The organism is Agrobacterium sp. B1(2019), assembly GCF_008274755.1.
Taxonomy (GTDB): domain Bacteria; phylum Pseudomonadota; class Alphaproteobacteria; order Rhizobiales; family Rhizobiaceae; genus Agrobacterium; species Agrobacterium salinitolerans.
In genome coordinates this window covers 705,124-728,668 of the sequence record NZ_VTPB01000003.1, presented here as the reverse complement: position 1 = coordinate 728,668, position 23,545 = coordinate 705,124, and the positions used below count along the sequence as shown (strand labels likewise).

Here is a 23,545-nt window from a genome sequence, read left to right as displayed (position 1 = left end):
AAACCTCGAGAGGGTTGTGCCCTCGGTAGGCGCGCAGAATTAGGATGCCTTTTTTACGCAGCGCTACGAAAAAGGCTGATGCGGTTCTCGGCAACCAGAAGCTTGAGTAACGGGTTCGGAGTACTCGGAGATCGCAAGTTAAGATGAAATCCTGCCCCCGCAGCCAAATCCTACGCTACACTATCCCACAATAGCCCACAACTACGACACAGTACGCCAGAGCGCTACGGTCATCGGCGCTAAATCCCCGACAGATAATACAAATTCCCAAATCAACAGGTGCAAAGCGGGAGTCAATTGTCTGCAGCGCAGATCGTGCCGCTTTCCTCTGGCTAAGCTGAGAGGGGCAACTTCTATGTCTTGGCCGGCTTCGTTGCGCATATGCTGCACCAGGCTGGCGTCACTACCGCGGCGCATCTCCCGGCATTTAATCTCGGCCTTAACAGGATTTCCGTCGATCAGCGGCCGCGTGATGGATCGCGGAACCCGGCCACTCGTCATCGCTCAGTATCTTTTGGGAGCGAGTGAAATTGGGATGACGGAGCACATCGGCTCATTTGACTCTTCCGATCGGGACGGCCGGAGCTCATCGAACGATCCGGCCGGTGAAGGTGCAGAAGTAAGCCGTTATGCGACCTGTGCGGCAAGCTTTACGGCATCCGCGCCGGCCGGGATCCGAAACGGCGAAGAGGCATCGGTCACTGCCTGCCAGACCGCTTTTGCCACGTCGCCCGCAGTGGTGATTTCGGCCGGCTGTGGCGGTGTTGCGGAGAACACCTGTTTCGCCCAGTCGGCATAGGCCTCGGGTATGCCGTTCTGCGAGCGGGCACGGGCGGTCGCGCTAAATGACGTTTCCGGCGCCCGCCCGGGAATGACGAGCCGCATGCGTACCCCGAACGGCTCCACCTCCAAGGCGAGGTTTTCGCTGAATGCCTCTACCGCCGCCTTGCTGGCCGTATAGGTGGACAACATCGGCAGTGGCTTGAGCGTCACGGCGGATGACACATTGACGATCACGCCCGTCCCTTGCGCACGGAAGCCGGACATTACTGCTTGCGACATTGCCATGGTGCCGAACGTGTTCAGTTCGAAAAGCTGGCGTGTTGCGTTGATCGACACGCCTTCCAGCGCACCCATCAGACCGGCGCCGGCATTGTTGACGAGGGCATCGATCGGTCCCGCTTCGTCCAGAGCGCGAGCGATGCTGGCAGCGTCGGTTACATCGAGTGCAACGACGCGCAGCCGTTCGGATGCGGGCAATAGATCCCTACGAGGTGCGCGCATTGTGGCAATGACAGTCCAGTCGCGATCGAGGAAATGGCGGGCAGTCTCAAGTCCGAAGCCGGACGAGCAGCCGGTAATGAGGATCGTGTTCATGTGAAACTCCTGTTTGTGGTGATGGTAAAGGGCGCCCGTGGAAGGGGTAGGTGCGCGTTACGGGGGAGCCGGAAGGGCGCGTCCGGCGACCTATTTCGTCTCGACGCTGCCTTCGGGCGCAGCATCGCCTGCCAGGGTCGCGACCGTGTCGAAAAATGCGGGATCGCCGGGATAGAGCGCGCTGCGGAGGAAGGCGGTTGAAAGGCGCTGGATCGCGTCGACCCGCTGGGGCCGTTCGTCTGTAGTCTCGCGCGCCTCGTAACCGGGGATGCCGCCAAGAGCATGCTCGCCGCCAAAGGCCGTAAACAATGCCTTGGGTGAGGGGCTCAAATCGTAGGCATCGCGCCACCATTCGGCGCCACGTGTTGAAAGGCTGCCCACATCACGGTCGCCGACGATGATCAGGGTCGCGGCCGTCATGGTCGAGAAATCTGGATACATGAATGGGTAGGTACGGGCTGCATATTCGGTCAGGGCATCGCCTCGACCTGGGGTCGCCAGCAGCACGCCCGCCTTTACGCGGCTGTCCTTCCTGTTGACCACCGACCCGTCGTCGGGATCGGGATGGGTGGCGCCAAGCAAGGCACTGGCGGTCTGTGCGCCCCACGAATGGCCTGCAACCGCGATACGCGAGTGATCGAGCCGCCCGCAAATCATTGGTGCCTGGTTCTCGATGTGATCGAGCCCGTCGAGAACGGCGGCGAGGTCTTGTTCGCGGAAGCGCCAGAGTTGTGGGCGGCGAGGATCGTCCTGGGCAAGGCCGAGCATCCGCGAATCCAGATGTGTTGGCTGGATCACGGCGAAGCCATGTGCTGCCCAATAATCAGCGAGGGGGCCATAGGCGTGAAACGACTGGCCATTGCCGTGCGAGAAGATGATGACGGGCAGCGCGTCGCCTGCGATCGGTAACGAAACCCGAACGTGCAGGTCAACGCCCCGTCCCGGGGACGGCAAGGTAATGGGAGAGATGGAGACAATAGCGGGTAAGCCCGCAGTGTGTGCTTGGTTTTCAGCGAATGAGCTGGACATGGAACTGCGAACCTCTGATCTGGCAAGCGGATCAACGATCCGTTATACTATAAATACGGAACAATGATCCGCTTATCAAGAAGGACTGCAGAAAATGTTGTCGACCAAATTCCGAAATGCAGTCGAGGCCGCGTCATCGGCTCATGGTGATGCCGAAGCACCCGCACCGCGAATGCGTGCTGATGCTCGCAGAAACGAGGAAGCAGTTTTGGAAGCCGCCAGGATCGTGTTCACCCGTTCGGGGGTGGATGCGCCCATACGGGAGATTGCGACACAAGCGGGCGTTGGGCTGGGTACGCTCTACCGCCGCTTCCCGACGCGTGCCGACCTGGTGGCCTCGGTGTTCCGCCGCGAGGTCGATGCCTGCGCCGATGCGGCAGTGCCGCTTGCCGCTGAACACGGGCCAGCCGATGCGCTGGCAGCTTGGCTGAAGCGCTACACGCGCTTCCTCGCCACCAAACAGGGGTTGGCCGCGGCGCTCCATTCCGGCGATCCGGCATTCGCCACCTTGCCGGACTATTTCCGAAGCCGATTTGAACCGGCTTTGTCGATGCTGCTGAATGCTGCTGCCGGTGCGGGAGAAGTCCGAGCTGACGTTGCGCCCTACGATCTGCTGCGCGCGATCGGAAACCTTGCCGTGGCCTCGGGGGAGGATGGGCCGGCGCACACCGAACGAATGCTCATGCTGCTGCTGGATGGCCTGCGTTATGGTGCGGCGAAGGCAAAATAGCGGCAATTGCCACGAAGACACTTGACGGGACCGATACCGGAAATGGAAGCTTTCGGTGCTCTCCTTCCCAAAAGAAGCCTTACTGGTTTCCACCCAATCTTTGCCTTTGTAAAGGCCGTCGAATCGACACCGGCATTATCGCACTCACTTAGCGAATAATCGCAGCGACCAATCCGCCAAGATGAGGCCCCAACCAAAGTTTCCAACCCGGCATGCGCGTGCTGCGCACCGCGTTCGGAGCGACAATCGCTAGGTTTCTGGAAAATCGGCCGTGGTCGAGGTGATGGTGGATCCCGTGGCCGCATCTGGTTGATACCTCCCAAGGGCTGGCCGACCCGGCGAGAGATTGACGGCCGCCGACGGCGAACGCATCGTCCACCTGGTCGGGCACCAGGTCCGTGCGGACTTGCCGTTCCTCTTAGTGCGACACAGCTTCGCATGAACGGGTGCTACCGCACCATAAATATAGATGTCAGTGTCCTTTCAAGCACTGTCGAAGGCGAATTGTGCCTGCCAATCACACTCTCATCGGCAACAAAAGATGTTTTCATGACCTTCTATAGTGGATGTGGCTCGCTTCCTCGCTCCAAGAACCCGATGGCAGTCCTGATCGATCTCCAACCCTACAAGGTTGGGTTGATACCTGCCAAAAGATGCGGTGACCAACCGCCCACCGTCCGCCACCTGCTGTGGCCTCTATAACCAGTTTGAGCGAAGGAACTTGACATGAGCTGGAACCCCACGCAGACCCCCGAATGCCCCGAAACTGGCAGCCTCGACGCCATCGAGACCCTCATCATCCCGCGTACCCGCGATCTCGGCGGGTTCGAAGTGCGTCGTGCATTACCCGCCCCGAAACGGCAGATGGTTGGCCCCTTCATCTTCTTCGATCAGGTGGGGCCGGCGGAATTCCTGACCGGCGCTGGCATCGACGTACGTCCGCATCCGCATATCGGGCTGGCGACCGTGACCTATCTTTATGAGGGCGCATTTCACCATCGCGACAGCACCGGCGCCGACCAGATGGTTTACCCCGGTGAGGTGAACTGGATGATCGCCGGTAATGGCGTCACTCATTCCGAACGCACCAGCGAGGAGATGCGCAGCCGTCCCCGCACCGCCTTTGGAATCCAGACCTGGGTCGCGCTGCCAGATCACGCGGAAGACACTGCAGCCAGTTTCGAACATCACGGTCGCGAGGCGCTGCCGTTCATCGAGGATGAAGGCAAGCAGGTCCGGCTGATCATCGGCTCGGCCTGGGGAGCGCGGGCTCCGGTCAAAACCTTCACTGAGACCTTCTATGCGGATGTCATTCTGTCCGCCGACGCAAAGCTGCCGCTGCCCGATGATCACGAAGATCGCGGTGTCTATGTCGTCGAGGGCAGCATCCTGATCGCCGGAACTCCGTTTGCTGCTGGCCAGATGATGGTGTTCCGTCCCGGTGATCGGATCAGCCTGACAGCAGGCGAGGCAGGCGCGCGCCTAATGGTGCTCGGCGGGGAGACAATGAATGGACCGCGCTATATTTCGTGGAACTTCGTCGCCTCGTCGCAGGAGAAGATCGATGCCGCGAAAGAGGCCTGGCGCAAGGGTGACTGGGAGCATGGTCGCTTTCGTCTACCGCCCGGCGACGAGGCCGAGTTTATCCCGCTGCCCGAACAGCTGAAGTGATCGAATGTGATACCAGATTGGCTAACATACCCATCGACAACAATTACGAGAGGACGAGAAGTGACAAAACCCCAGGCCATCTTTCCCGTCAACAGGCATGCTCTTTACGAAGAGCATCGCTACTCGGCAGCGATCCGATCAGGCGATCTTCTTTTCGTTTCGGGGCAAGTCGGCAGCCGCGGCGATGGAACACCCGAACCTGATTTCGAACGCCAGGTTCAACTGGCCTTCGAGAACCTGAAGGCTGCACTCGATGCCGCAGGCTGCACGTTCGACGATCTTGTGGATGTCACGACGTTCCACACGGACCCGGAGAGCCAGTTCGCAACGATCATGGAAGTCAGGCAGAGGATTTTCACCAAGCCGCCTTATCCCAACTGGACTGCCGTCGGAGTAAACTGGCTGGCCGGGTTCGATTTTGAGATCAAGGTCATCGCGCGCATACCGGAGAGCAAGTAAATCCTGAGGCTTTTCCTCATCCGCCCACTGTAAGGACGGCCTTACCCGCGAACTCTCTTTTCAGAAGTTCGCGGGCTGTCGCATTGATGTCGGCCCAAGGTGTGGTCTTTCCGATGACCGGACGAAGACTTCCATCGGACAGCCGCCGCGCAAGATCGGCAAGGATGGCCGACCCATCGGCCGCGTGCCCCGGCCGGGTCAGCTCCTCCAAGAGGAAAAAGCCGTAGAGAACCGTACCGCCATATGCTCCACCGGATTGAAGGCGGAAGCGACGGGCGTCAAAGGTCGTGAGCGTATCCTCCGAGGCATCGCCGAAAAGAACGCAGACCCCGCGCGATGCCAGCCACATCAGCGCCTCGCCCAGAAGCGAGCCTCCGACGCCCTCCAGAATGAGGTCGTAGGGCCCACCCTTCTCGCCGGCCTCGACGCCGACCGCGATATCGTTCGCGCCAAGGCTGCGCAGGAATTCCGCAGTCGAGCCATCCCGCGCGAAGGCCGTCACGTGGGCGCCTGCAGCTGCTGCGAGCTGGATCGCGTAAATGCCGACACCACCCGTGGCCGCCGTGACGAGAACACGGCTTCCTGGACCGATCGCCTTCTTCTGCAGCGCTACGGCTGCGGTCAGACCTGCGACAGGGAGGGTCGAGGCCGCTTCAAAGCTTACATCGTCGGGAATTTTGGCAAGCCGGTTCGTCGGCACGGCGACACGTTCCGCCCAGCCACCGCTCCATACCAGGCCCACCACGCGATCGCCCGGTCGGAAGCCGGATCCTTCCGGGGCCGTCTGGACCACGCCGGACAAATCCCATCCGGGTCGATCGCCATCGGTACCTTCATAGAGTGCACCGCGAACTTCGCCGTTATTCAGCGAGAACGCGCGAACCGCGACGATTGCCTCGTCCGGCGCGGCCCCAGGTTCTGTATGTTCGGCAAGAACAAGGTGAGTTTCTGCACCCGTCTTCGAAACTGTAACAGCTTTCAATGTGACACTCCTCGATTAGCATTCGATCAGATTGGGATCCGGTTACGTATCGCGTTGCACGGCAGACCAGAGCCGTTACAAGCAGCCATCGTCAGATCCTTTGCTGCCGTGGCGCCATGATTTTTATTGTTTCTGCACGAGTTTCTGTAGCCCATTCTTATGAAGAGCTGTGTCGCTGAAACGGGAACGCTGCACTATATGCATTCGTCAGCAGGTATCGGCAGCGAGCGCGGTTATTGAGTCTCGTTACGCGATGCTGGTGCATCGCTGAAACTGCCGAGGTCTGGTCCTAGCGACGGCACTCGCGCCGGTCAGAATCGCGCCTGCAGCGATCCCAGCGCGCGCGATCGGTCATATCCTGAGCGTTTCTTGCAATTTCTTGCGTCAAGCGGGTCCGCTCGAGCGACTCCCGTTGCGCGTTGTCGCACCGCGCCCCGGTACCGATACGTCTCATTTCCCCTGTCGTGCCCAGGTTTGACATGCATTCGGGACCCTCCACGCAGAGCTGGGGTGACGGCTTCCCTGCAGTTGCCCTATTGACTGAACTCTTTCGTGCATGAGGTGCTAACGGAAAAGACATTGACCTAGCGAACCGTCTTCGCCAGGCAGCCGGTGACAAAACGAACGACTTCCTCCGTGAGCTCCTGATCCTCCGGAGTGCCTCCAAATCCACCATGCGGCATTGCCTCGAAAACATGCAGCTCTGCCGGAACTCCCGCACGTCTCAGCTTGCGATGAAGTCTCACCGCATTGGAAAGGAACAGATCGCGGGTTCCACTTTGCAGGAAAGTTGGCGGAAAATCGGCCGATATTTCCCCGAAAAGTGGCGACAGGTAGGGATGAGACAAATCCGCTCCGTTTGCATAGAGCAGGTTATTCGACATCAGCGAATTCGGCAGAATGACGTCGATCGTCCGGTTGGTCTGAAAGCTGTCACCCGATTCGGTGAGATCCACTTCCGGAGAAAGCAGCACGACACCGGCCGGAAAAGGCAGACCCTCGTCCCGTGCCCGCAGAACCGTAGCCATCGCTAGATTGCCGCCGGCCGAGCGACCGCTAAACACGACACGGTTTGCGCCATACCGCTCAATCAGGTGCCTGTAGGTCACGATGCAGTCGTCGAGGGCGGCGGGATAGGGGTGATCTGGCGGCATGCGGTAGTCGATACCGTAGCAGATCATGCCGTGCCGCTCTGCATTTACTCGCGCACTTTCTCGACAGGAATCGCCGCCGCCAAAAACAAGCGCGCCGCCATGCAGATCGATAAGAACACAATCCCCAAGTCTAATATGTTCCGGTGTCGCTACATGAACCGTGGTTGTGCCGAGATTTAGCGTTTCGTGTTTCCCCTTCGCTTCCTTCACAGCTTCCAGAAGAGTTTCGGCATAATATCTGTCGGCAGCGATCTGCATCTGCCGCCATGCCTCATGATCTTGCGGTGACGGTGTTGGAAAGAGTGCGTTGAGTGGCGTTCCCTCGCGTACGGCGGCATGCAACATCGCCTGCGCTTCGGCGCTGATTGAGGCGGGAACGGGGATTATGCGTTCGTCTACGCGAACTCCTTGTGAAACAATTGGGTTTTGACCGTCTTTCATTGGAAGTTTCTCCCAATCCATCCATCCGTCTCGCCGATGTCTTGGTGCGCCAGTCCGTGGCCGACTGGAAGCTCACGCAACTCCACAGGCGCACTATTTACTTTCAAGGCGTCACCCACTGCTGACGCTTTATGTACAGATGGATTTTGTTCATCGAGCATCAGCATGCTGGTTCCGGAAAGATTCACAGCAGAGACGGTCACAGCGATACGTGCGTTTGCAGAAAGTCGGATCATCAGAGCGGCTTTCGCACGGGTTGAAGGAGCAGCCGGTTGCTGCCCGACATGATGTCCCCGTGAACCTGCTCAGACAGGCGCTCGGCATCGCGCCGGCGAATGTCGATGGTGGCATCTTCAATCTCGGCTTCCCCGTAGCCCAACGCCCGCAAACCTGCAGCTCCCATCAGGTAAGCGGATTCGACCGTTTCGCGGATCTGGTAATCGACGCCGGCACGGATCAGATCTACCGCGTGTCCTCGATCGTAGCTGCGGACAAGAAGTTTGGCCTGGGCAAACTCGTGTTGCGCCAGTTCCACGATCTTCATCGCGGCCTTCGGGTCGTCTACACAGATCATGATTGCGTCGGCTTCCTCCGCACCGGAGTGTCGCAGCGTGTCGAGCCGCGTCCCGTCGCCGAAGAAGACCTTGAACCCGTATCGTCCAGCATCGCGGATGCGGTCAGGGTCCCTGTCGATGACAGAAAGCTCGACGCCCTGCGATAGAGGTATCTGTGACGCGATCTGACCGAAGCGTCCGAACCCGATGATGAGGACGCGCCCCTTGAGATCACGAGCGTGATCGACGCCATCCAGCGATGCTTCCGTACGAAGCAGAAAGTCGGCCACTATCGTGAGCAGCGGGGTCAACACCATCGACAGGATCACGACGGTGGCGAACAGCGCATTCTCCCGTACGTCGATCACGCCGCCCGAAGTTGCCGCCGCATAAAGGACGAAGGCGAATTCGCCGCCCTGGAGAAACATCGACGTGCGATGCAAGGCGTGAGAGTTGGAGCCGCCGAACAGCCGGGCGACCGCATAGACCACGACGCCTTTCGCGACCGTGAACGCGCCCAGCAGGCCCAGCAGGAGCGGCCATTCAACCGCGACGATTGAGAGGTTCAGCGACATGCCAACCGCGAGGAAGAAAAGTCCCATCAGCAAGCCGCGAAACGGTTCGATATCGCTTTCGATCTGGTGCCGGTAGCTCGAACTCGAGAGCATCACTCCGGCGAGGAACGCGCCCATCGCCATCGACAATCCGGCCACATCCATCAGCAATGCTGCGCCGAGCACGACAAGCAGCGCGCCTGCCGTCAGCACTTCGCGGGTGTGTGTGCGGGCCAGCAAGGCGAAGAACTGATTAAGACCCCAGCGCGATACGCCGAGAAGCACGAGCAGCGCCGCAACGGCCACGAAGGCGTCAGTCCATCCCGCCTCTCCATGCGAGAGCGGTGAGAGAAAGGCGACCGCCGCCAGCAACGGTACGATCATCAGATCCTCAAACAACAGGATAGCGACCGACTTTTGTCCCTCTGCGCTCGAAATCTCGCCCCGATCCTGCAACACGGACATGATGACGGCGGTCGAGGATAAGACAAAGCCCGCCCCGGCGATGAAAGCGACGGTCGCGGAAAGGCCAAGAAGCAATGCGCCCGTCAGCGCAAGGGCGGCTGTGGCTAAGAAAACCTGGACAAGGCCCAGCCCGAAAATCTGTGTTCGCATCGCCCATAACTTGTTCGGGCGCAGTTCCAGTCCTATCACGAACAGGAACATCACTACTCCAAGCTCGGAAAAATGGAGGATGGATTGGGTATCGGTGAACAGCCCCAGCACCGATGGCCCGACAAGAACGCCGGCGGCGAAGTAGCCGAGCACTGATCCCAGCCCCAGCCGGCGGAACAACGGCACAGCGACAACAGCCGCTCCCATCAGGACAACTGCCGGTCCAATCGTTTGCCCCAGGCTCACTTCAGCCATCCACGTACCTTTCCTGCTTTGCGTTGGTCATGATCAAAGGGCGGCGGATGATAAGCCGTCCGCGGTGATCGATAGTTGGAAGCGAAGCCCGGCAGGGTGTCCGCAACCTCGCTCAAGCCTTGTCGCGGCCTTCGATGAAGGCCAGCAGATCGGCATTGATCAGTTCGGGATGTGTGGCGAACAGGCCGTGCGACAGGCCGGGATAGGTCTTCAGCGTGCCGTTCGGCAGCAGGTCGATCGCTTTGCGGGCCGAAGCGTCGATCGGCACCACCTGATCGTCTTCGCCGTGCATCAGCAGAACCGGCTTCGAAACGGCCTTCAGGTCCTCGGTGAAATCCGTCTCCGAGAAGGCTGAGATGCAGTCGTAGTGGGCTTTTGCACCGCCCATCATGCCCTGCCGCCACCAGTTGCGGATCAGTCCCTCGCTTACTTCGGCGCCTTCGCGGTTGAAGCCGTAGAAGGGGCCGGTCGGGACATCGAGGAAGAACTGTGCGCGGTTGCGCAGGAGCGCCTCGCGGAACCCATCGAACACCTGCATTGGCAGGCCACCGGGATAACGCGGCGTCGCCAGCATGATCGGCGGCACCGCGCCGAGCAGAACGGCCTTCGACACACGACCAGGCTCGCTGCGAGCGACATAACGGATCACCTCGCCGCCGCCGGTCGAGTGGCCGACGTGAACCGCGTCCTTCAGATCGAGCTCCCGGACGAGCGCCGCGACGTCGGACGCGTATGTGTCCATCTCGTTTCCTGTATCGGTCTGGTCGGAGCGACCATGACCGCGCCGGTCATGCGCGATGACGCGGTAGCCCTTGTCGAGGAAGAACAGCATCTGGTTGTCCCAGTCGTCCGCGCTGAGCGGCCAGCCATGATGGAACATGATGGGCTGCGCGTCTTTCGAACCCCAGTCCTTGTAGAAGATCCGGGTGCCGTCCTGCATTGTAATCGTCGTCATGGTTTCTTTGCTTTCCTTAGGTTTTCGGATGGGTAGACCGGGCTGCCACTGGTTGATCATGGGCATGCGGATGTTCTTGTTGCTTCATTGGATCAGTCCAGACCGACGAGCTGCAGGCGCAGCGTCCGGACCATGCGAAGCATCTGCTCGGTGTGGTGGCCTGAGCCCGCCGTTCAGTTGCAGGCTGTAAGTCGCAGTCTGTCGCGACAAGCCAGTTCGAAACATGAGAAGCGTGCGAGTGACGGTCGTCATGTCCCTGCACTCCAGACAGGCTCATTTCGCTCGAAGGCTTCGATCAGCAACTCTGAAAGGACGCGCACCTTTTGCACCGGATGCGGACTGGGCGGGCGCACGACGTGGACATTGCCGACGGGCAGTGGATATGCGGTCATGACCGGTACGAGCGCGCCCGAAGCAAGATAATGTCGCGTGACACAGTCTGGGAGCCATGCAAGGCCAAGCCCGACCGCGGCTGCATTGGCAAGTGCCATTCCGTTTTCGGTTTTGAACCGCCCTTGTGGCTGCACGGTGACGATTTTGTCTCCATCCATGAACCGCCACGCTTCAGCTCCCACCAAAGCCTGGTGAGAGCTGATCTCATCCGGTTTTTCCGGTGAGCCGTGCATCCTGATATAGTCAGGGCTTGCGACCAGCTGCCCATAGATCTGACCAACTCGCCTCGCGATCAGGTTTGAATCACGCAATGCGCCGACCCGGATCGCACAGTCAAATCCCTCTGCGATCAAATCCACGAAGCGATCACTGTAGTCGGCCTGTATTTGCAGCTTTGGATAAAGCCATGCCATCCGGGAAAGCACGGGCGCAAAATGCACAGGCCCCGATGTCAGTGGCACGGCGACCCGCAAGCGCCCGCGCAGGTCACCGGCCGGCAATATCTCGTCTTTCGCCGCATCGATTTCGGCGCAAACCTTTGCCGCATGTTCGCGAAATGCAACCCCGGCCTCCGTCAGCGCGGCACCACGGGTCGTTCGCGCAAGAAGCTGGATACCCAGGGCTCCCTCGAGCCGGATAAGGCGGCGACTGACCATTGACTTCGATATCCCGAGCCGACGGGCCGCGGGAGAAACGCCGCAGGCGTCGGCAACTTCGACAAATGTCCGCAGATCCTCGATATCCATATGGTCACCCCGCTTCGATTTCGTTTCTTGATCAGATCTTTCCCGCAGCCCTCACAACTGGCGCGACCTCGGTGCCGAGAAGCTCGATCGAGCGTTTCATTGCCACCGTTTCCAGAGAGGCGGTGCTCATCTGAAAGGTGATGCGCGATAGACCGCCCAGCGTCTCACTGGCCCGCAGCATCTTGGCTGCGACCGTCTTCGGGTCTCCGACCAAAAACGCGCCGCCCGGGCCTGCCATGTCTTCGAATTGCTGACGTGTTGGGGGCGACCAGCCACGTTCGCGTCCGACCTTGGTCGTCAGATGCGCCCAGCCCGGGAAGAAGGCGTCCCTTGCGGCTGCGTCGGTCTCGCCGACGAAGCCCATCGCATGAACACCCACCTTGAGCTTTTCTGAACTGTGCCCCGCGCGTATGCCGGCCTCGCGATAGAGATCGACGAGCGGGCGAAACCGTTCAAATGTTCCTCCGATGATTGCCACCATCAGCGGAAGGCCGAGCGTGCCGGCGCGCGCGAAGGACTGCGGCGTGCCGCCGACGCCGATCCATAGAGGCAGTTGCGATTGGTGAGGCCTCGGATAAACCCCCTGACCGTTCAATGCCGGGCGGAATTGGCCTTCCCAGACGGGATTGCTTGTCTCGCCAAGTTTCAGGAACAGGTCTAGCTTTTCGGCGAAGAGTTCGTCATATGCCCGTGTGTCCAGGCCGAAAAGCGGAAAGGCTTCACCGAACGAACCACGGCCGACGACGAGCTCGGTGCGCCCTCTGGAAATCAGGTCGAGGGTCGCGAACTCCTGGAAGAGTCTTACAGGATCGGCAGCACTCAATACCGTTACCGCGCTGGTGAATCGAATCTGGCTGGTGCGCGCCGCTGCTGCGGCAAGTATGATCGCCGGTGCGGAATCGAGGAATTCGGCTCGATGATGCTCGCCGATGCCGAATACGTCGAGGCCGACCCTGTCGGCGACCTCGACTTCCTCAAGAAGATCGGCCATGCGGTCGGCCGCCGAAGGGAGCTTTCCTGTCGTCGGATCAGGCAGGATCGCGGCAAAACTATCAACACCAATTTCCATGAAGACTCCTTCGAAACTCTTTGGTTGATGGGGTGGCGGCGAGGGGAGGTAACTGCTCAACCGCTCCGGCACCCAATATCTCTCAGCGGGATAGTCGTCGCCTTTGCGGCCGCCAGTGCCGTTTCACAATGGCCCCTAGCATCGACGTAAACTCCGCCTCGCTGCCGACCGGCGTTGATGAATGGAACGGGGAGGGCGCTTGCGTTGCATGCCCTTCCCCTTCCCGATAACCGGTTCGGATCAGGCGGCTTTGCCCGGCACAGGCGTATTGAGGAGCTGCTGCTCCCAGAGATAGGCGATGCCGCTGCCGGCGAAGTGCTGAATGAGTATCTCGGTCAACTGCTCGACATGCCCGGTGCGCGCCCAATCGCGTTGCCATTCGCCAGCGAGCGCCATCACGGTCATCGGGTTCGCGCCGGCCGCGATCATGCGTTGGACAGCAACTTCGTGAGACTCCTTCGAAATCCCGCCCGACGCGTCGGTGATTACGGTCACGTCCCAGCCTTCGCCGGCGGCCTGGATGACAGGCATCGCCACGCAGACCTCGGTCCACAGGCCGGCGATGATCAACTGCTTGCGGCCGGTCGCCTTGACGACGTTCACCACATTCTCGTCCTGCCAGGTGTTGACCCAGGTGCGATCGATGACTTCCTGGTCCGGAAATACGTCGGTGATCTGCTTGAAGAGAAGTCCGCCGCGCCCCGCGATCACGCTGGTCAGAATGGTCGGAACATCGAAGGCTTTTGCCAGCTTCGCCAGCGCGGTCGTGCTGTTGACCACAGCTTGCGGGTCGTGGCTGTTCAGGTTCGCCAGCTGGTAGGGCTGATGATCGATCAGAACGAGGACGGAGTCTTCGGGGCGGAGAAGGGAATCAAGGCCGTTACGAAAGGTCATGGAAAGCATCCTTTGCTGCTGTTGAGGCGTATGGAAATCGGCAGGCGCGCACTGCCTCCGAGGGCGCCTTGATCGACAGTGTCATTTTCGTTTGTGATGCGGTAGCGCCCGTTCCCGTGAAGCTGTGTCGCGAAATTAGGAACGCCAATGTCAATCCCAATCCTTCTGTTTGTGATACGATTGGAACGATTCGAGCACTCATCTGTCGTGAATACAGGAACGTTGATTTGGACATCGAAGACCTGCGGACCTTCGTGGAAGTTGCCGATACTGGCGGGGTTTCTCCCGCCGCGCGGCGGCTCGACATCTCCAAGTCGATGGTCAGCCGGCGCCTCATTCGGCTTGAAAAGGATTTGGGCGTGCAGTTGCTCGCACGCACGACGCGCGGCGCCGCCCTCACGGAGGCAGGGATCACCTTCCGGGAACACGCCGCAAAAGTCTGCGCCGAGATCGATATTGCCAAGGAGACGATATTGCCCGCCGGTGACCTTCGCGGTCGGCTAAGAATAGCAGCTCCGCTTACATTCGGTCCGACGCACTTCGCCCCGGTGCTCGCATCCCTGGCGCAGCGCTACCCGGAGTTGCAGGTTCAAACCAGCTATACGGATCGGTTCGTTGACCTGATCGCAGAAGGGTTCGACTGCGCGATAAGGGTCGGCCATCTTGCTGACTCGAATATGCTTGCAAGACGCGTCGGCTGGACCACGGCCAAGTACGTTGCAACGCCGGACTACATCAAAAAACACGGCTCACCCGAAACGCCAGAGGAATTCCTCACGCATGAGGTCGTCATGCAGGGAACTGAAACCTGGCTGGCGATGGATGGGGATAAGATCATTACGCTGAAGCCGCAGGGCCGATTCAAAGCCGACAATGCCGTGGCTCTTGTGGCTGCAGCACTTGCGGGGATTGGTCTTGCCGGTGTCCCTGACAAATTAATTAAGGAGCATCTGGCTTCCGGCGCCTTGGTCCCGGTCATGACGCGCTATCCGCCGCCCAAATTGGGCATCTATGTGATCCGGCCGCCGGGGCAGTACCCCGCACGCAAGATACGGGTGCTCACCGAGATGCTAATCGAGTGTTTTGAAGACTTTTCGACAGATCGTGAAAACCAGGACCCGGATGAGGTGGGCCCTTTGCGGATTTCATGACGATCGCAGAGCAAGTGCTGCAGCCTCAAGAGGCTGTCATAAACATCAGGGCGTTTCTGATCTGATTGTATCAGATCGGCGCTCTGATTTTTGCTTTACGTGTATTTTACCGAAAACCGTTGCGAACCTTTCGGAATGCGCTCTAAACCGATAGCGATCATTCAGTGTCAAAAGCGCTCTCCGACCAGTTCCTCGCTCTTTTGCCCGTTCGGGATCCACGGCATAGGCGTAGAGGCCTTCATCCGGAGCCCCGGAACATGTTGGATCAGGTCGATGGATAATGCCATCCACCATGTTCAATCTCTATGTCTCGGACCCGACGTGAGCCGGCGTCTAGTTACAATTTCTCACCGGTTCGCCAATTACGTCAATTGGCGTCCAGAGGGACAATGCTGCCGCCTTCCGCGTGCAACCGGGACAGATAGCTGGCGTGATCGAGAACCTGAAAAGGAAAATACAACCCTGCCGGGGTCGGCCTATTACCGTCCAGCCCGGTCAGTCGTTCAAGGATCATGCTGACACCCAATGCAGTCAAGGGAGCAGCGCCGCCCGGATGAAACACTGCATGGCGGTTGCGAAGCGGCTGTCCGTCGTGATCCTCGCCAGCCAGTTCGATGATAATCTCCGTCGACTTGGGTTCGCCGCGACGACGGGACGTACTCACGCCGGTCGCAATGTTGAACTGTACATTCGGTGCCCCGGTCGCTGTCGCGAGGCCAACAACATCGATAGACGAGAAGCCTGTCCCAGCCATTTTGGTACCATCGATTGCACGGAACTCGGCCTTGGCATCATCTTCACTACGCCAGACATAGCTGCCGTCACGACGGGTGAGAGCAGCCGGCATCATCCGGTTCAACCGCTCAAAATCCTCGGCGACAGCCGGCCCGCCACCATCCTGCTCATCGACAAGGGCACCGATCGTGATCTCGTGAAGTCGTGCAAATGGTTTTGCGCATGTGAACGTGGCAACAGTTGTGGCACCGACCAGCCATTCATAGCCGAGGACGACTGCCGCCGCGTCAGGCGCGTGCATATAGGTCGCAACTTCGGGAGCAATTTCATGGACGCCTGAAGAAATGCCCAGATGGGGTACCCTGCGGCTTTGAGCGAAGCGCAGGCTGGCTAATCGTTCGTCAGTGTAAAAAATCGCGACGGCGCTTACCTGGCGATCACCGAGACCGAGATTGTCAGCATGCGGGTCGATCAACACGCCTTCTGCTTGCCCGATCTCGCTTGCGGCGTTGCGGCTTTTGAGCAGATCGCGCCCACCGATCAATAAAGGAACATCGGGGTAAACGGAGCGAAACGCGCGGGCAGTCAGGCGCCCGATCGCGCCGGTGCCACCCATCAGGAGAATAGGATGGGGAATCATTGTCATATGTCCTCACTTTGGGTAAGCTACAATTGGTAGGTTATACCTACTAAAAGTAGGATTCGCAAGGACTCGACAGTGACAGGCACTCCCAATCACGTTGGCATACAGACCTCATCACGCAGGCTTTCGAAAGGAGAGAGACGACGGCAACTGCTCGATACTGCGTTGTTGATCGTCCGCGATGAAGGCGCGGACCGTCTGACGTTGGGCAATCTTGCCTCCCGTGCCGGAATCTCGAAACCGGTGGTGTACGAACATTTCGGCACCCGTTCAGGCCTGCTCATCGAGCTCTACCGGTGGATTGATGACGAGCGGGTGAGGGCGTTTCGAACCGCGATGGCAGCCGGTGGGCGGAGTCTGGAGGAAACCATTCGTTTGCTGGCGGAAGCTTACATCCGCTGCGCTGCTGACATGACGGATGAATTTCACACCGTCGGCGCAGCTTTAACCGGGAGTGAGGAAAAAGCCGTCGTATTTCAGGAATTGCTCGACAACTCGGTCCAGATGTTCGCTGCAGTTCTTAAGCCCTTCGACACTCTGTCGGCAGGGGTTCTAGAGAAGCGTTGCATTGGCTTCGTCGGCGCGGGAGAAGCGCTTTCGTCAGCTGTGGCGCGTCAGACTTTGCACCAGAGCGAAGCCGTCGAGGTCTTTGCATCGCTGATTGGTGGCGGAATGGTTGCATCATAAATTATCGGGCTCAGAAAGATCTGAGCGGAAGTCTTATCCGAGGTCAGTGCTGAGAGAAATCGGCACTTCCGTACTGCCTTCGGCGTAGATCGTTCGAATGTTGTCAAAGTGACGAATGACCGCGTTCGAGACCAGATGAGCTTCCTGTTCGCACCGTCCACGGTTCAGATCGCGGCCTGATCCTGGCGCGCATCAAAGTGGCGCTGACAATCCTGAATCACGTCCATATTCTCGACAGTCCAGTCGAACAGGATCGAGAAAGGCTTTTGCAGCGATCGCCCAAGCGGCGTCAGCGCATATTCAACGCCGAGCACGCGTCCATCCAGAACCCTGCGCGTTACCATGCCGTTGCGCTCGAGCTTGCGCAGCGTCTGGGTCAGCACGCGCTGGGTGACGCCATCGAGGCGACGCTTGATGGCGTTGAAGCGTCGGGGTTCGCTGAGCACCGCAAGCACCATCATCGACCACTTGTCGGCGATCTGGTCGAGGATCACCCGGCTCGGGCAGTCGGCACGGTAGATCGGGTCATTTTCGCGTGTTGGTTCATCCATCGGTATCCTCCGGCATCCCTGGGATGCTTCGGGTGCGTAATTGACGCTAGGTATGCAATGAATACTTTTAAGTCAATGGCGCGAAAGATCAGCGCCAGAGTTTCCCGAAGAACAGAGACCTTACATATGACAGACACAGATTTCAGCCGGCTTCGAATTTCCAAATCGGATGGCATTGCGACGATCACCATCGACAATCCACCGGTCAACGTCCTCGACGTTCCTCTGATGAGCGAGGTACGCCGCTTTCTTCTCTCCGTTCGCCATGATCCCAGTACGCGCGTGCTGGTTTTCCAGAGCGCGGATCCGGAGTTCTTCATTGCCCATGTCGACATGACATTGATCGACGAACCACATGCTTTCGACGATTTTGTTCGCGAGGCTCCGGAAGGCCTTAACCCGTTCCAGGCGTTCGGCGAACTCCTGCGCGAACAGCCACAGGTGACGATCGTCAAGCTTGCCGGACTGGCGCGCGGCGGCGGCGCGGAGTTCGTTGCGGCGGCCGACATGGCATTTGCAGCCGAAGAGCGGGCAGGGCTTGCACAATGCGAAGCGTTGATGGGCATTACGCCTGGCGGCGGCGCCACCCAGTATCTGTCATCACGGATGACGCGCGGCCGCGCCCTCGAAGTGATCCTTGGCGCCGATCTCATCGATGCAGCGACGGCGGAACGCTATGGCTGGATCAACCGGGCGCTGCCTGCCTCGGAGCTTGACGGTTTCGTCGACCGGTTGGCGCGCAACATTGCCGCTTTGCCAGAAGGCGTCATCGCCGCCGCCAAAAAGGCGGTGCCTTCCGTAAACCTGCGGGAAGGCTTCAGTCGCGAGCACGACGCCTGGGCGGGGCTGTTCGCACGTCCTGCGGCCGAAAAGCTCATCCGGGGTGGGCTTGAGGCAGGAGCACAGACAAAGGACGGCGAGCGAAATCTGGAAGGTCTGCTCCGTGCGCTGCGGGCTTGACACCACGGCTTCGCCAGACGTTCCGCACTTTGCAACACAGTTCAGCACTTCTCGATACTAAGAGTCGTGACTGGAGAACATTAAGTTAGCTGGACACGCGGTCGGGCGCCTTTCGTATTTCGTGAAAACCACGTGGGCTTGGGTCGGCTACGCAAAAAAGGAAGAACAAATGATTGATCTGAACGGGAAACGCGCATTGGTAACCGGAGGATCGCGGGGCATCGGCGCCGCGATCGCATTGGCCTTGGCCGAAAACGGCGCTGACGTGGCGTTTACGTACCAGCGCTCGGCTGAAAAAGCTGACACGGTGGCCAAATCCATCGAAAATACGGGGCGTCGCGCGGTTGCGATTCAAGCCGATAGTGCTGATCCTGAGGCGATCACACACGCAGCCAGCGATGCCATCACGGCGCTTGGCGGTCTCGATATCCTCGTCAACAGCGCGGCGATTGGCCACTCCGGAACGATCGCCGACATTGATGTGGCTGAGTATCAAACGTTGATGGACGTCAACGTACGAGCGCCCGTGCTGTTCGCGAAGGCTATCATTCCGCATCTTTCCGCGGGCGGGCGCATCATCTCTATCGGATCGGGTCTCGGCGAGCGGGTTCCATTCCCGGGCGTAACGGCTTATGCGATGTCCAAGGCAGCACTCACCTCTTTCACCCGCGGGCTATCGCGCGAACTTGGTCCGAACGGCATTACCGTAAACCTCGTGCAGCCCGGATCGGTGGATACCGACGCAAACCCGGCGGACGGGGCGGCCGCTGACTTCCAGCGGAGCCTCACGTCGCTGGGGCGTTTCGGCGAGCCAGGCGAAATCGCGAACCTTGTGGTCTTTCTTGCAAGTCCTGCCGCGAGCCTGATTACGGGTGCCATCCTGACGGCCGATGGGGGCGCGATAGCCTGACTGCACTCAATCTTCCGTATGCCGGGGGCTAACCGTCGCCACCCGCGGATGATCGTGGATCTCCTGGCCCAGCACTGCCGCGCTGACGATGAGGGGTTGCTCCGCCAAGCGGTCACCGCCGCCGTAGAGTGAAGGCCGGTCTAATGCGCGGCGAACGCCCAAGGGTCGGTGATCGACGAGATCGCCTTGCCGGTGGGCTTCCCGGCGCCATGGCCAGTCCGCCTGTCGACCTGCAGGATCCGCGGCTCATCGCCGAGCTTTGCGGCCTGGAGCGCCGCGACATATTTGAAGCTGTGGGCCGGCACGGCGCGGTCGTCGGTATCAGCCGTCGTGACCAGGATCGCCGGATAGGGCGTGCCCGAGCGGATCGTGTGATAGGGCGAATAGGACAGGAGATTGCGGAAGTCGGCTTCCTACCCTTGATCGCCATAATCCCCGATCCAGAACTGCCCGCCTGTGAAGCGGGCGAAGCGCAACATGCCCATGACGCCGACGCCCGCAAGGGCCGTGGCGCCCGATTGGGAGTGCTTCCCAGAATGTGCCATGACATCCTTGAGCGGCCTGCCGTTCTACGTTTTGCAACAACGTTTCGCATTTGGGGAGACTATGCCGCTCGCCCATGCAGGACTAACCTCCACGCCATGAAATTCTAATGAAGGCGGTCCTTTCCGGCAGGGCGCTTACTGCCGCACCCCTAATAACGGGGGGTCAAATCGGATCGAAACGAAAAATAAAACCCAGGAAATCACATGGAAGATTTCGTCCGTCGCCTTCATCATGTGGGTGTCGTCGTCAACGACCTGCAGGCTAGCCTTGACTGGTATCGTGATAAGCTTGGCTTCGAGCACCAGTACAGTTTCACCTTGCCTGGCGCGCAGGTGGCCATGCTCGTTCGCGGCGAAGCTCGCCTCGAAATCTTTCAAGTCGAAGGTGCTGCCCCGATGGCAAGCGAGCGAGAAGACATCGAAACACTCCTGAAACGCGGTGGCGTCAACCATTTCGCGCTCAATGTCGATGAGCTGGAAGAGACCATAGCCGCGCTGGCGGCTAAGGGTGTTCAAATTGTCATGCCGCCGTCCTCCGTCCCCAACAATTCCGGCGATCGTTTCGCTTACATCCGGGACAATGACAGGATGCTGGTCGAGTTGTTTCAATCGGCGTCCTGAGAACGGGTGCCGCGATATCGACCCAAGAATCCTATCCGGCTTTTCTCATCGTACAGCACCGCGTCTTGCATATCAGACGATCGATCCATCGTACCTGTATGTTCGGCGCGGCGACAGGCGTTGGTGCCCAAGGCTGTGCATTCGCTACCATGAGTATTTCAATTCCGCTCGAACATAGTTGCTGTCAGTGCCTCCGGCGTCGCGAAGCGCCGAGCCGACCTGATAATGGACGGCCTCCAGCGACCCCGTGAGATTGGGATTGAAGCGGTAGTCCACCCTGACCTGCCAATAGGCTCCGGTCCATGCCGGCCCCTGACCCGCCGTGCCAGCCACGGGAATGCTTGGCAGGGTGTAGACAGCGTCATCAGTCGTCTGTCGCCAGAGCAGTCCCACCCCGGCCATCAGGGTCAGGTCTTCTATCGGCTGAACGGTGACCGATGGTTTTATGTGAACGAGGTTGGCGTATCCGGTATGACCACCGAGCGAGAAATAGAAGCCGTTCGGAAACAGCGGATTGAAGGTGCCGAGCGTGCCGTCGCTCGCATCACCGTCGCCCGACGCCACGTCGAACTGTAGACCGATCCGCGGCGACCACGTGACATCCTCGAAGGTGTAGCCGGTCCTCGCACCCACGGCCCAGGCCAGAATGTCGGCCGAGCCGACCTTGCCGATCTGTCCCATCGCTTCCGCATCCCAGTCGAAACCGGCATATTTCCCGGCCGTCCGGATATTGAGGATATGCCTGTCCTCCTCACCTGACGCACTGAGAAAGGTGGCGTCCTTGCGCTGATAAAGCGCATAATATGCGGAGGCCTCGATATCCGGCGACAGCTGCCATTCCGCACGAGCTCCGCTGAACATTGCATCCCCACTCGATCGATCATCGAAAGGGCGGTCATCGCGATACTGGACAGGCCGGCTGACAAGGCCATAGAAGCGCCATGCGTCCGTCTCCCACCCGGCCCAGACGGCATCGAACGACTGACGGACATTCGGCCCATCGCGCGTCGAAACGAACCGCTCGAGATCAAAGGCAAAGTCTTGACGTCCAACCCTTGCCCTGAACGTTCCGCTGCCGGTCTCTTGCGTATAGCCGATGAATGCTTGCCGAAGGTCAAATCGGTTTGCGTCGTTGGGGCCGACTACGGTCTTGTTGAACGCACGTACATCCTCGAACTGTGTGAACACTTGCCAGTTTTCATTCAGGTGAACATCGATATGGAACTGCGTGCGCTGCAACGAGTAGGAGTCTTCAGGATTCGCACGCACGGTTCCGAAAGCCGGCGCATCACTGACTTCGAAGATTTCGCGTAGATTGAGCCCGAGCGAGATGTAGCTGTTGGGATTCGAGGCAAACAACGGAATGTATTTGAGACTGTCCAGCGGCTCAGTCCGTAGTTTCGGATCCGCGAGAAGCGACCAGTCCTCCCGCGACCGGTCGGCTTTTATCGAGGGCCTCTCCTGCTTCAGGCCAGAATCGTCTGCCAGGGCTGACCGGTAGTCCCATTGAGCAAACGCGAGGGCAGCAAGCGAAAGCAGCAGTATCCGCGTCCTGGGTATGGACCGAAGGCCGAACGTTATTGAAAGACGCGAGGTGGTGTATTTCTGTCGGTCAATCATCTCTTTGCCTTTCAGCCTTCGGCCCATGGCCACATCCTGTGTTAATTATTCATGGGTGATCGCCGCCGTCCGCCGCTGGTACGGGGTGCGATGGGCGGAGAAATGAGGTGAAGCCGTTAGAAAGATTATGGAATAAGCCCTATATCGGCGGTTCGTGATGCAGGTTGCGAGGATGCCCTCATGGGAGAGTCAGCCGCAGCGAAGTTGTCATTCTCTTCTTCGCCTTGGTAGTCTCCGGTCGTGTGAAGCCGTGTTGCAAAATAAGGAACGTTTTTTGGAAATTGAGGATCTAAGAATATTTGTCGAAGTTGCTGATGCAGGCGGAGTATCGTCTGCAGCGCTGCGACTGGGAATCTCCAAGTCGATGGTCAGCCGGCGGATCAACAGGCTCGAGGAGCAACTCGGCGCACAGCTATTTGCAAGGACGACCCGTGGCATAGCGCTCACGGAAGCAGGCGCCACATTCCGCGATTACGCAGCCAGGACCTCAGCTGAATTGGATCTGGTGCGGGAAACGATCCTGCCTGCCGGTGAGCTTCGAGGCCGCATGCGCGTAGCCGCGCCACTGTCATTTGGTCCGACCTATTTTGCCCCCATCCTCTCCCAGCTGGCTAGCCGACACCCACAGCTACAAATCCTTTCTTCTTATACTGATCGCTTCGTGGATCTCGTGGGAGAGGGGTTTGATTGCGCAATTCGGCTGGGGCATCTGTCGGATTCAAGCCTCGTCGCAAGACGTATCGGACCGATCTTTGGCAAGCTGGTTGCGAGTCCTGCCTATATCGAAACTCACGGTGCTCCCGAAACACCGGATGAGATTATGAAGCACCCAGTCGTTATGCGGGACGCAGAGGTGTGGCAATTCATGGATGGCGGCAACATCGTCACCGTACGTCCCCAGGGACGTTTTATAGCTGACAACGCAATGTCTCTTGTGGCGGCCGCTCTGGACGGCCTTGGGGTCGCCTATCTGCCAGAACCGCTGGTTGCGGATCATATTCGTTCGGGCGCGCTGGTGCCGATCATGACGCGTCATCCGATTCCGCCGGCCGGCATCTTCGTCGTAAGGCCGCCCGGCCAGTACCCCTCTCGAAAAGTGCGAACCCTCACCGAGATGCTTATCGAACGATTTGGAACGCCGCCCGTTAGCGAGGGGAAGTCGGCCGACAAGGTATTTTAACGATCGGCGCAGGGAGTGACATTCCCTGCACTGAAGCCATGAGAGCCGACTGAAGCGAAGACGA

General features: G+C 59.4%; 23 protein-coding genes and 1 pseudogene. 9 read left to right on the top strand and 15 right to left on the bottom strand.

Annotated elements, in window-relative coordinates:
- Positions 1-627: 627 nt before the first annotated feature.
- Both AGR1_RS23640 and AGR1_RS23635 read right to left on the bottom strand, forming a co-directional pair.
- The gene (locus AGR1_RS23640; RefSeq protein ID WP_149148431.1) at positions 628-1,377 is read right to left on the bottom strand and encodes an SDR family oxidoreductase; all 750 of its coding nucleotides are present in this window, start codon (positions 1,375-1,377) and stop codon (positions 628-630) included.
- A 90-nt stretch (positions 1,378-1,467) separates the two neighbouring features.
- Entirely contained in the window at positions 1,468-2,406 is a 939-nt protein-coding gene (locus AGR1_RS23635; RefSeq protein ID WP_149148430.1) for an alpha/beta fold hydrolase, read from the bottom strand.
- A 172-nt stretch (positions 2,407-2,578) separates the two neighbouring features.
- On the opposite strand from AGR1_RS23635, the gene AGR1_RS23630 reads away from it, so the two are divergent.
- From AGR1_RS23630 to AGR1_RS23620, 3 genes are all read left to right on the top strand, one after another.
- Positions 2,579-3,136: a TetR/AcrR family transcriptional regulator gene (locus AGR1_RS23630; RefSeq protein WP_246669723.1), complete on the top strand. Its 558-nt coding sequence runs from the start codon at positions 2,579-2,581 to the stop codon at positions 3,134-3,136.
- 726 nt (positions 3,137-3,862) lie between these two features.
- A complete protein-coding gene (locus AGR1_RS23625) occupies positions 3,863-4,807 on the top strand; it encodes a pirin family protein (protein WP_149148428.1) in 945 nt (314 codons plus the stop codon).
- A 60-nt stretch (positions 4,808-4,867) separates the two neighbouring features.
- Positions 4,868-5,266 carry a RidA family protein gene (locus tag AGR1_RS23620; protein WP_149148427.1) on the top strand — a complete coding sequence of 133 codons (399 nt, stop codon included), beginning with the start codon at positions 4,868-4,870 and terminating at the stop codon, positions 5,264-5,266.
- A gap of 16 nt (positions 5,267-5,282) precedes the next feature.
- On the opposite strand, the gene AGR1_RS23615 is transcribed toward AGR1_RS23620, so the two are convergent.
- The 8 genes from AGR1_RS23615 to AGR1_RS23580 form a co-directional block, all read right to left on the bottom strand.
- Positions 5,283-6,248: a zinc-binding dehydrogenase gene (locus AGR1_RS23615; RefSeq protein WP_149148426.1), complete on the bottom strand. Its 966-nt coding sequence runs from the start codon at positions 6,246-6,248 to the stop codon at positions 5,283-5,285.
- 584 nt (positions 6,249-6,832) lie between these two features.
- The gene (locus tag AGR1_RS23610) at positions 6,833-7,843 is read right to left on the bottom strand and encodes an alpha/beta hydrolase (RefSeq protein ID WP_149148425.1); all 1,011 of its coding nucleotides are present in this window, start codon (positions 7,841-7,843) and stop codon (positions 6,833-6,835) included.
- Entirely contained in the window at positions 7,840-8,079 is a 240-nt protein-coding gene (locus AGR1_RS23605) for a hypothetical protein (RefSeq protein WP_149148424.1), read from the bottom strand. The genes AGR1_RS23610 and AGR1_RS23605 overlap by 4 nt, the downstream gene beginning before the upstream one ends.
- A complete protein-coding gene (locus AGR1_RS23600) occupies positions 8,079-9,821 on the bottom strand; it encodes a monovalent cation:proton antiporter-2 (CPA2) family protein (protein WP_149148423.1) in 1,743 nt (580 codons plus the stop codon). Before AGR1_RS23600 ends, AGR1_RS23605 begins: the two co-directional genes overlap by 1 nt.
- Before the next feature lie 112 nt (positions 9,822-9,933).
- Positions 9,934-10,776 carry an alpha/beta hydrolase gene (locus AGR1_RS23595; RefSeq protein WP_149148422.1) on the bottom strand — a complete coding sequence of 281 codons (843 nt, stop codon included), beginning with the start codon at positions 10,774-10,776 and terminating at the stop codon, positions 9,934-9,936.
- A 248-nt stretch (positions 10,777-11,024) separates the two neighbouring features.
- Entirely contained in the window at positions 11,025-11,915 is an 891-nt protein-coding gene (locus tag AGR1_RS23590; RefSeq protein ID WP_149148421.1) for a LysR family transcriptional regulator, read from the bottom strand.
- Between the two features lie 31 nt (positions 11,916-11,946).
- Complete coding sequence (locus AGR1_RS23585) at positions 11,947-12,984, bottom strand: Atu2307/SP_0267 family LLM class monooxygenase (protein ID WP_149148534.1); 1,038 nt, start codon at positions 12,982-12,984, stop codon at positions 11,947-11,949.
- Positions 12,985-13,224: 240 nt separating this feature from the next.
- The gene (locus tag AGR1_RS23580) at positions 13,225-13,878 is read right to left on the bottom strand and encodes a hydrolase (protein ID WP_149148420.1); all 654 of its coding nucleotides are present in this window, start codon (positions 13,876-13,878) and stop codon (positions 13,225-13,227) included.
- 227 nt (positions 13,879-14,105) lie between these two features.
- On the opposite strand from AGR1_RS23580, the gene AGR1_RS23575 reads away from it, so the two are divergent.
- Positions 14,106-15,029 carry a LysR family transcriptional regulator gene (locus AGR1_RS23575; protein ID WP_149148533.1) on the top strand — a complete coding sequence of 308 codons (924 nt, stop codon included), beginning with the start codon at positions 14,106-14,108 and terminating at the stop codon, positions 15,027-15,029.
- Positions 15,030-15,396: 367 nt separating this feature from the next.
- On the opposite strand, the gene AGR1_RS23570 is transcribed toward AGR1_RS23575, so the two are convergent.
- On the bottom strand, positions 15,397-16,410 hold the full coding sequence (locus tag AGR1_RS23570) for an NAD(P)-dependent oxidoreductase (protein WP_210248742.1): 1,014 nt from the start codon (positions 16,408-16,410) through the stop codon (positions 15,397-15,399).
- 72 nt (positions 16,411-16,482) lie between these two features.
- Between AGR1_RS23570 and AGR1_RS23565 the strand changes: the two genes are divergently transcribed.
- Entirely contained in the window at positions 16,483-17,094 is a 612-nt protein-coding gene (locus AGR1_RS23565) for a TetR/AcrR family transcriptional regulator (RefSeq protein ID WP_210248741.1), read from the top strand.
- Positions 17,095-17,258: 164 nt separating this feature from the next.
- On the opposite strand, the gene AGR1_RS23560 is transcribed toward AGR1_RS23565, so the two are convergent.
- Positions 17,259-17,645 carry a helix-turn-helix domain-containing protein gene (locus AGR1_RS23560; protein WP_149148419.1) on the bottom strand — a complete coding sequence of 129 codons (387 nt, stop codon included), beginning with the start codon at positions 17,643-17,645 and terminating at the stop codon, positions 17,259-17,261.
- Between the two features lie 126 nt (positions 17,646-17,771).
- On the opposite strand from AGR1_RS23560, the gene AGR1_RS23555 reads away from it, so the two are divergent.
- Both AGR1_RS23555 and AGR1_RS23550 read left to right on the top strand, forming a co-directional pair.
- The gene (locus AGR1_RS23555) at positions 17,772-18,605 is read left to right on the top strand and encodes an enoyl-CoA hydratase/isomerase family protein (RefSeq protein WP_149148418.1); all 834 of its coding nucleotides are present in this window, start codon (positions 17,772-17,774) and stop codon (positions 18,603-18,605) included.
- Between the two features lie 169 nt (positions 18,606-18,774).
- Complete coding sequence (locus tag AGR1_RS23550) at positions 18,775-19,515, top strand: SDR family oxidoreductase (RefSeq protein ID WP_149148417.1); 741 nt, start codon at positions 18,775-18,777, stop codon at positions 19,513-19,515.
- A 140-nt stretch (positions 19,516-19,655) separates the two neighbouring features.
- Here AGR1_RS23550 and AGR1_RS29960 read toward each other — a convergent pair.
- Positions 19,656-19,913, bottom strand: a pseudogene (locus AGR1_RS29960) (prolyl oligopeptidase family serine peptidase); the annotation flags it as partial.
- Positions 19,914-19,928: 15 nt separating this feature from the next.
- A complete protein-coding gene (locus AGR1_RS30130) occupies positions 19,929-20,060 on the bottom strand; it encodes a hypothetical protein (protein WP_281406469.1) in 132 nt (43 codons plus the stop codon).
- A 204-nt stretch (positions 20,061-20,264) separates the two neighbouring features.
- Between AGR1_RS30130 and AGR1_RS23540 the strand changes: the two genes are divergently transcribed.
- Complete coding sequence (locus AGR1_RS23540) at positions 20,265-20,681, top strand: VOC family protein (RefSeq protein ID WP_149148416.1); 417 nt, start codon at positions 20,265-20,267, stop codon at positions 20,679-20,681.
- 144 nt (positions 20,682-20,825) lie between these two features.
- On the opposite strand, the gene AGR1_RS23535 is transcribed toward AGR1_RS23540, so the two are convergent.
- Positions 20,826-22,301 carry an alginate export family protein gene (locus AGR1_RS23535; protein ID WP_149148530.1) on the bottom strand — a complete coding sequence of 492 codons (1,476 nt, stop codon included), beginning with the start codon at positions 22,299-22,301 and terminating at the stop codon, positions 20,826-20,828.
- A gap of 274 nt (positions 22,302-22,575) precedes the next feature.
- Here AGR1_RS23535 and AGR1_RS23530 point away from each other — a divergent pair, with 274 nt between their 5' ends.
- Complete coding sequence (locus AGR1_RS23530) at positions 22,576-23,481, top strand: LysR family transcriptional regulator (RefSeq protein WP_149148529.1); 906 nt, start codon at positions 22,576-22,578, stop codon at positions 23,479-23,481.
- The last annotated feature ends 64 nt before the right edge of the window (positions 23,482-23,545 follow it).

What these genes read in the sequence shown, in the direction of transcription:
- AGR1_RS23640 (WP_149148431.1), bottom strand. Translation starts at nt 1,377, where the DNA reads ATGAACACGATCCTCATTACCGGCTGCTCGTCCGGCTTCGGACTTGAG.
- AGR1_RS23635 (WP_149148430.1), bottom strand. Translation starts at nt 2,406, where the DNA reads ATGTCCAGCTCATTCGCTGAAAACCAAGCACACACTGCGGGCTTACCC.
- AGR1_RS23630 (WP_246669723.1), top strand. Translation starts at nt 2,579, where the DNA reads ATGCGTGCTGATGCTCGCAGAAACGAGGAAGCAGTTTTGGAAGCCGCC.
- AGR1_RS23625 (WP_149148428.1), top strand. Translation starts at nt 3,863, where the DNA reads ATGAGCTGGAACCCCACGCAGACCCCCGAATGCCCCGAAACTGGCAGC.
- AGR1_RS23610 (WP_149148425.1), bottom strand. Translation starts at nt 7,843, where the DNA reads ATGAAAGACGGTCAAAACCCAATTGTTTCACAAGGAGTTCGCGTAGAC.
- AGR1_RS23605 (WP_149148424.1), bottom strand. Translation starts at nt 8,079, where the DNA reads ATGATCCGACTTTCTGCAAACGCACGTATCGCTGTGACCGTCTCTGCT.
- AGR1_RS23600 (WP_149148423.1), bottom strand. Translation starts at nt 9,821, where the DNA reads ATGGCTGAAGTGAGCCTGGGGCAAACGATTGGACCGGCAGTTGTCCTG.
- AGR1_RS23595 (WP_149148422.1), bottom strand. Translation starts at nt 10,776, where the DNA reads ATGACGACGATTACAATGCAGGACGGCACCCGGATCTTCTACAAGGAC.
- AGR1_RS23590 (WP_149148421.1), bottom strand. Translation starts at nt 11,915, where the DNA reads ATGGATATCGAGGATCTGCGGACATTTGTCGAAGTTGCCGACGCCTGC.
- AGR1_RS23585 (WP_149148534.1), bottom strand. Translation starts at nt 12,984, where the DNA reads ATGGAAATTGGTGTTGATAGTTTTGCCGCGATCCTGCCTGATCCGACG.
- AGR1_RS23580 (WP_149148420.1), bottom strand. Translation starts at nt 13,878, where the DNA reads ATGACCTTTCGTAACGGCCTTGATTCCCTTCTCCGCCCCGAAGACTCC.
- AGR1_RS23570 (WP_210248742.1), bottom strand. Translation starts at nt 16,410, where the DNA reads ATGACAATGATTCCCCATCCTATTCTCCTGATGGGTGGCACCGGCGCG.
- AGR1_RS23560 (WP_149148419.1), bottom strand. Translation starts at nt 17,645, where the DNA reads ATGGATGAACCAACACGCGAAAATGACCCGATCTACCGTGCCGACTGC.
- AGR1_RS23555 (WP_149148418.1), top strand. Translation starts at nt 17,772, where the DNA reads ATGACAGACACAGATTTCAGCCGGCTTCGAATTTCCAAATCGGATGGC.
- AGR1_RS23550 (WP_149148417.1), top strand. Translation starts at nt 18,775, where the DNA reads ATGATTGATCTGAACGGGAAACGCGCATTGGTAACCGGAGGATCGCGG.
- AGR1_RS30130 (WP_281406469.1), bottom strand. Translation starts at nt 20,060, where the DNA reads ATGGCACATTCTGGGAAGCACTCCCAATCGGGCGCCACGGCCCTTGCG.
- AGR1_RS23540 (WP_149148416.1), top strand. Translation starts at nt 20,265, where the DNA reads ATGGAAGATTTCGTCCGTCGCCTTCATCATGTGGGTGTCGTCGTCAAC.
- AGR1_RS23535 (WP_149148530.1), bottom strand. Translation starts at nt 22,301, where the DNA reads ATGATTGACCGACAGAAATACACCACCTCGCGTCTTTCAATAACGTTC.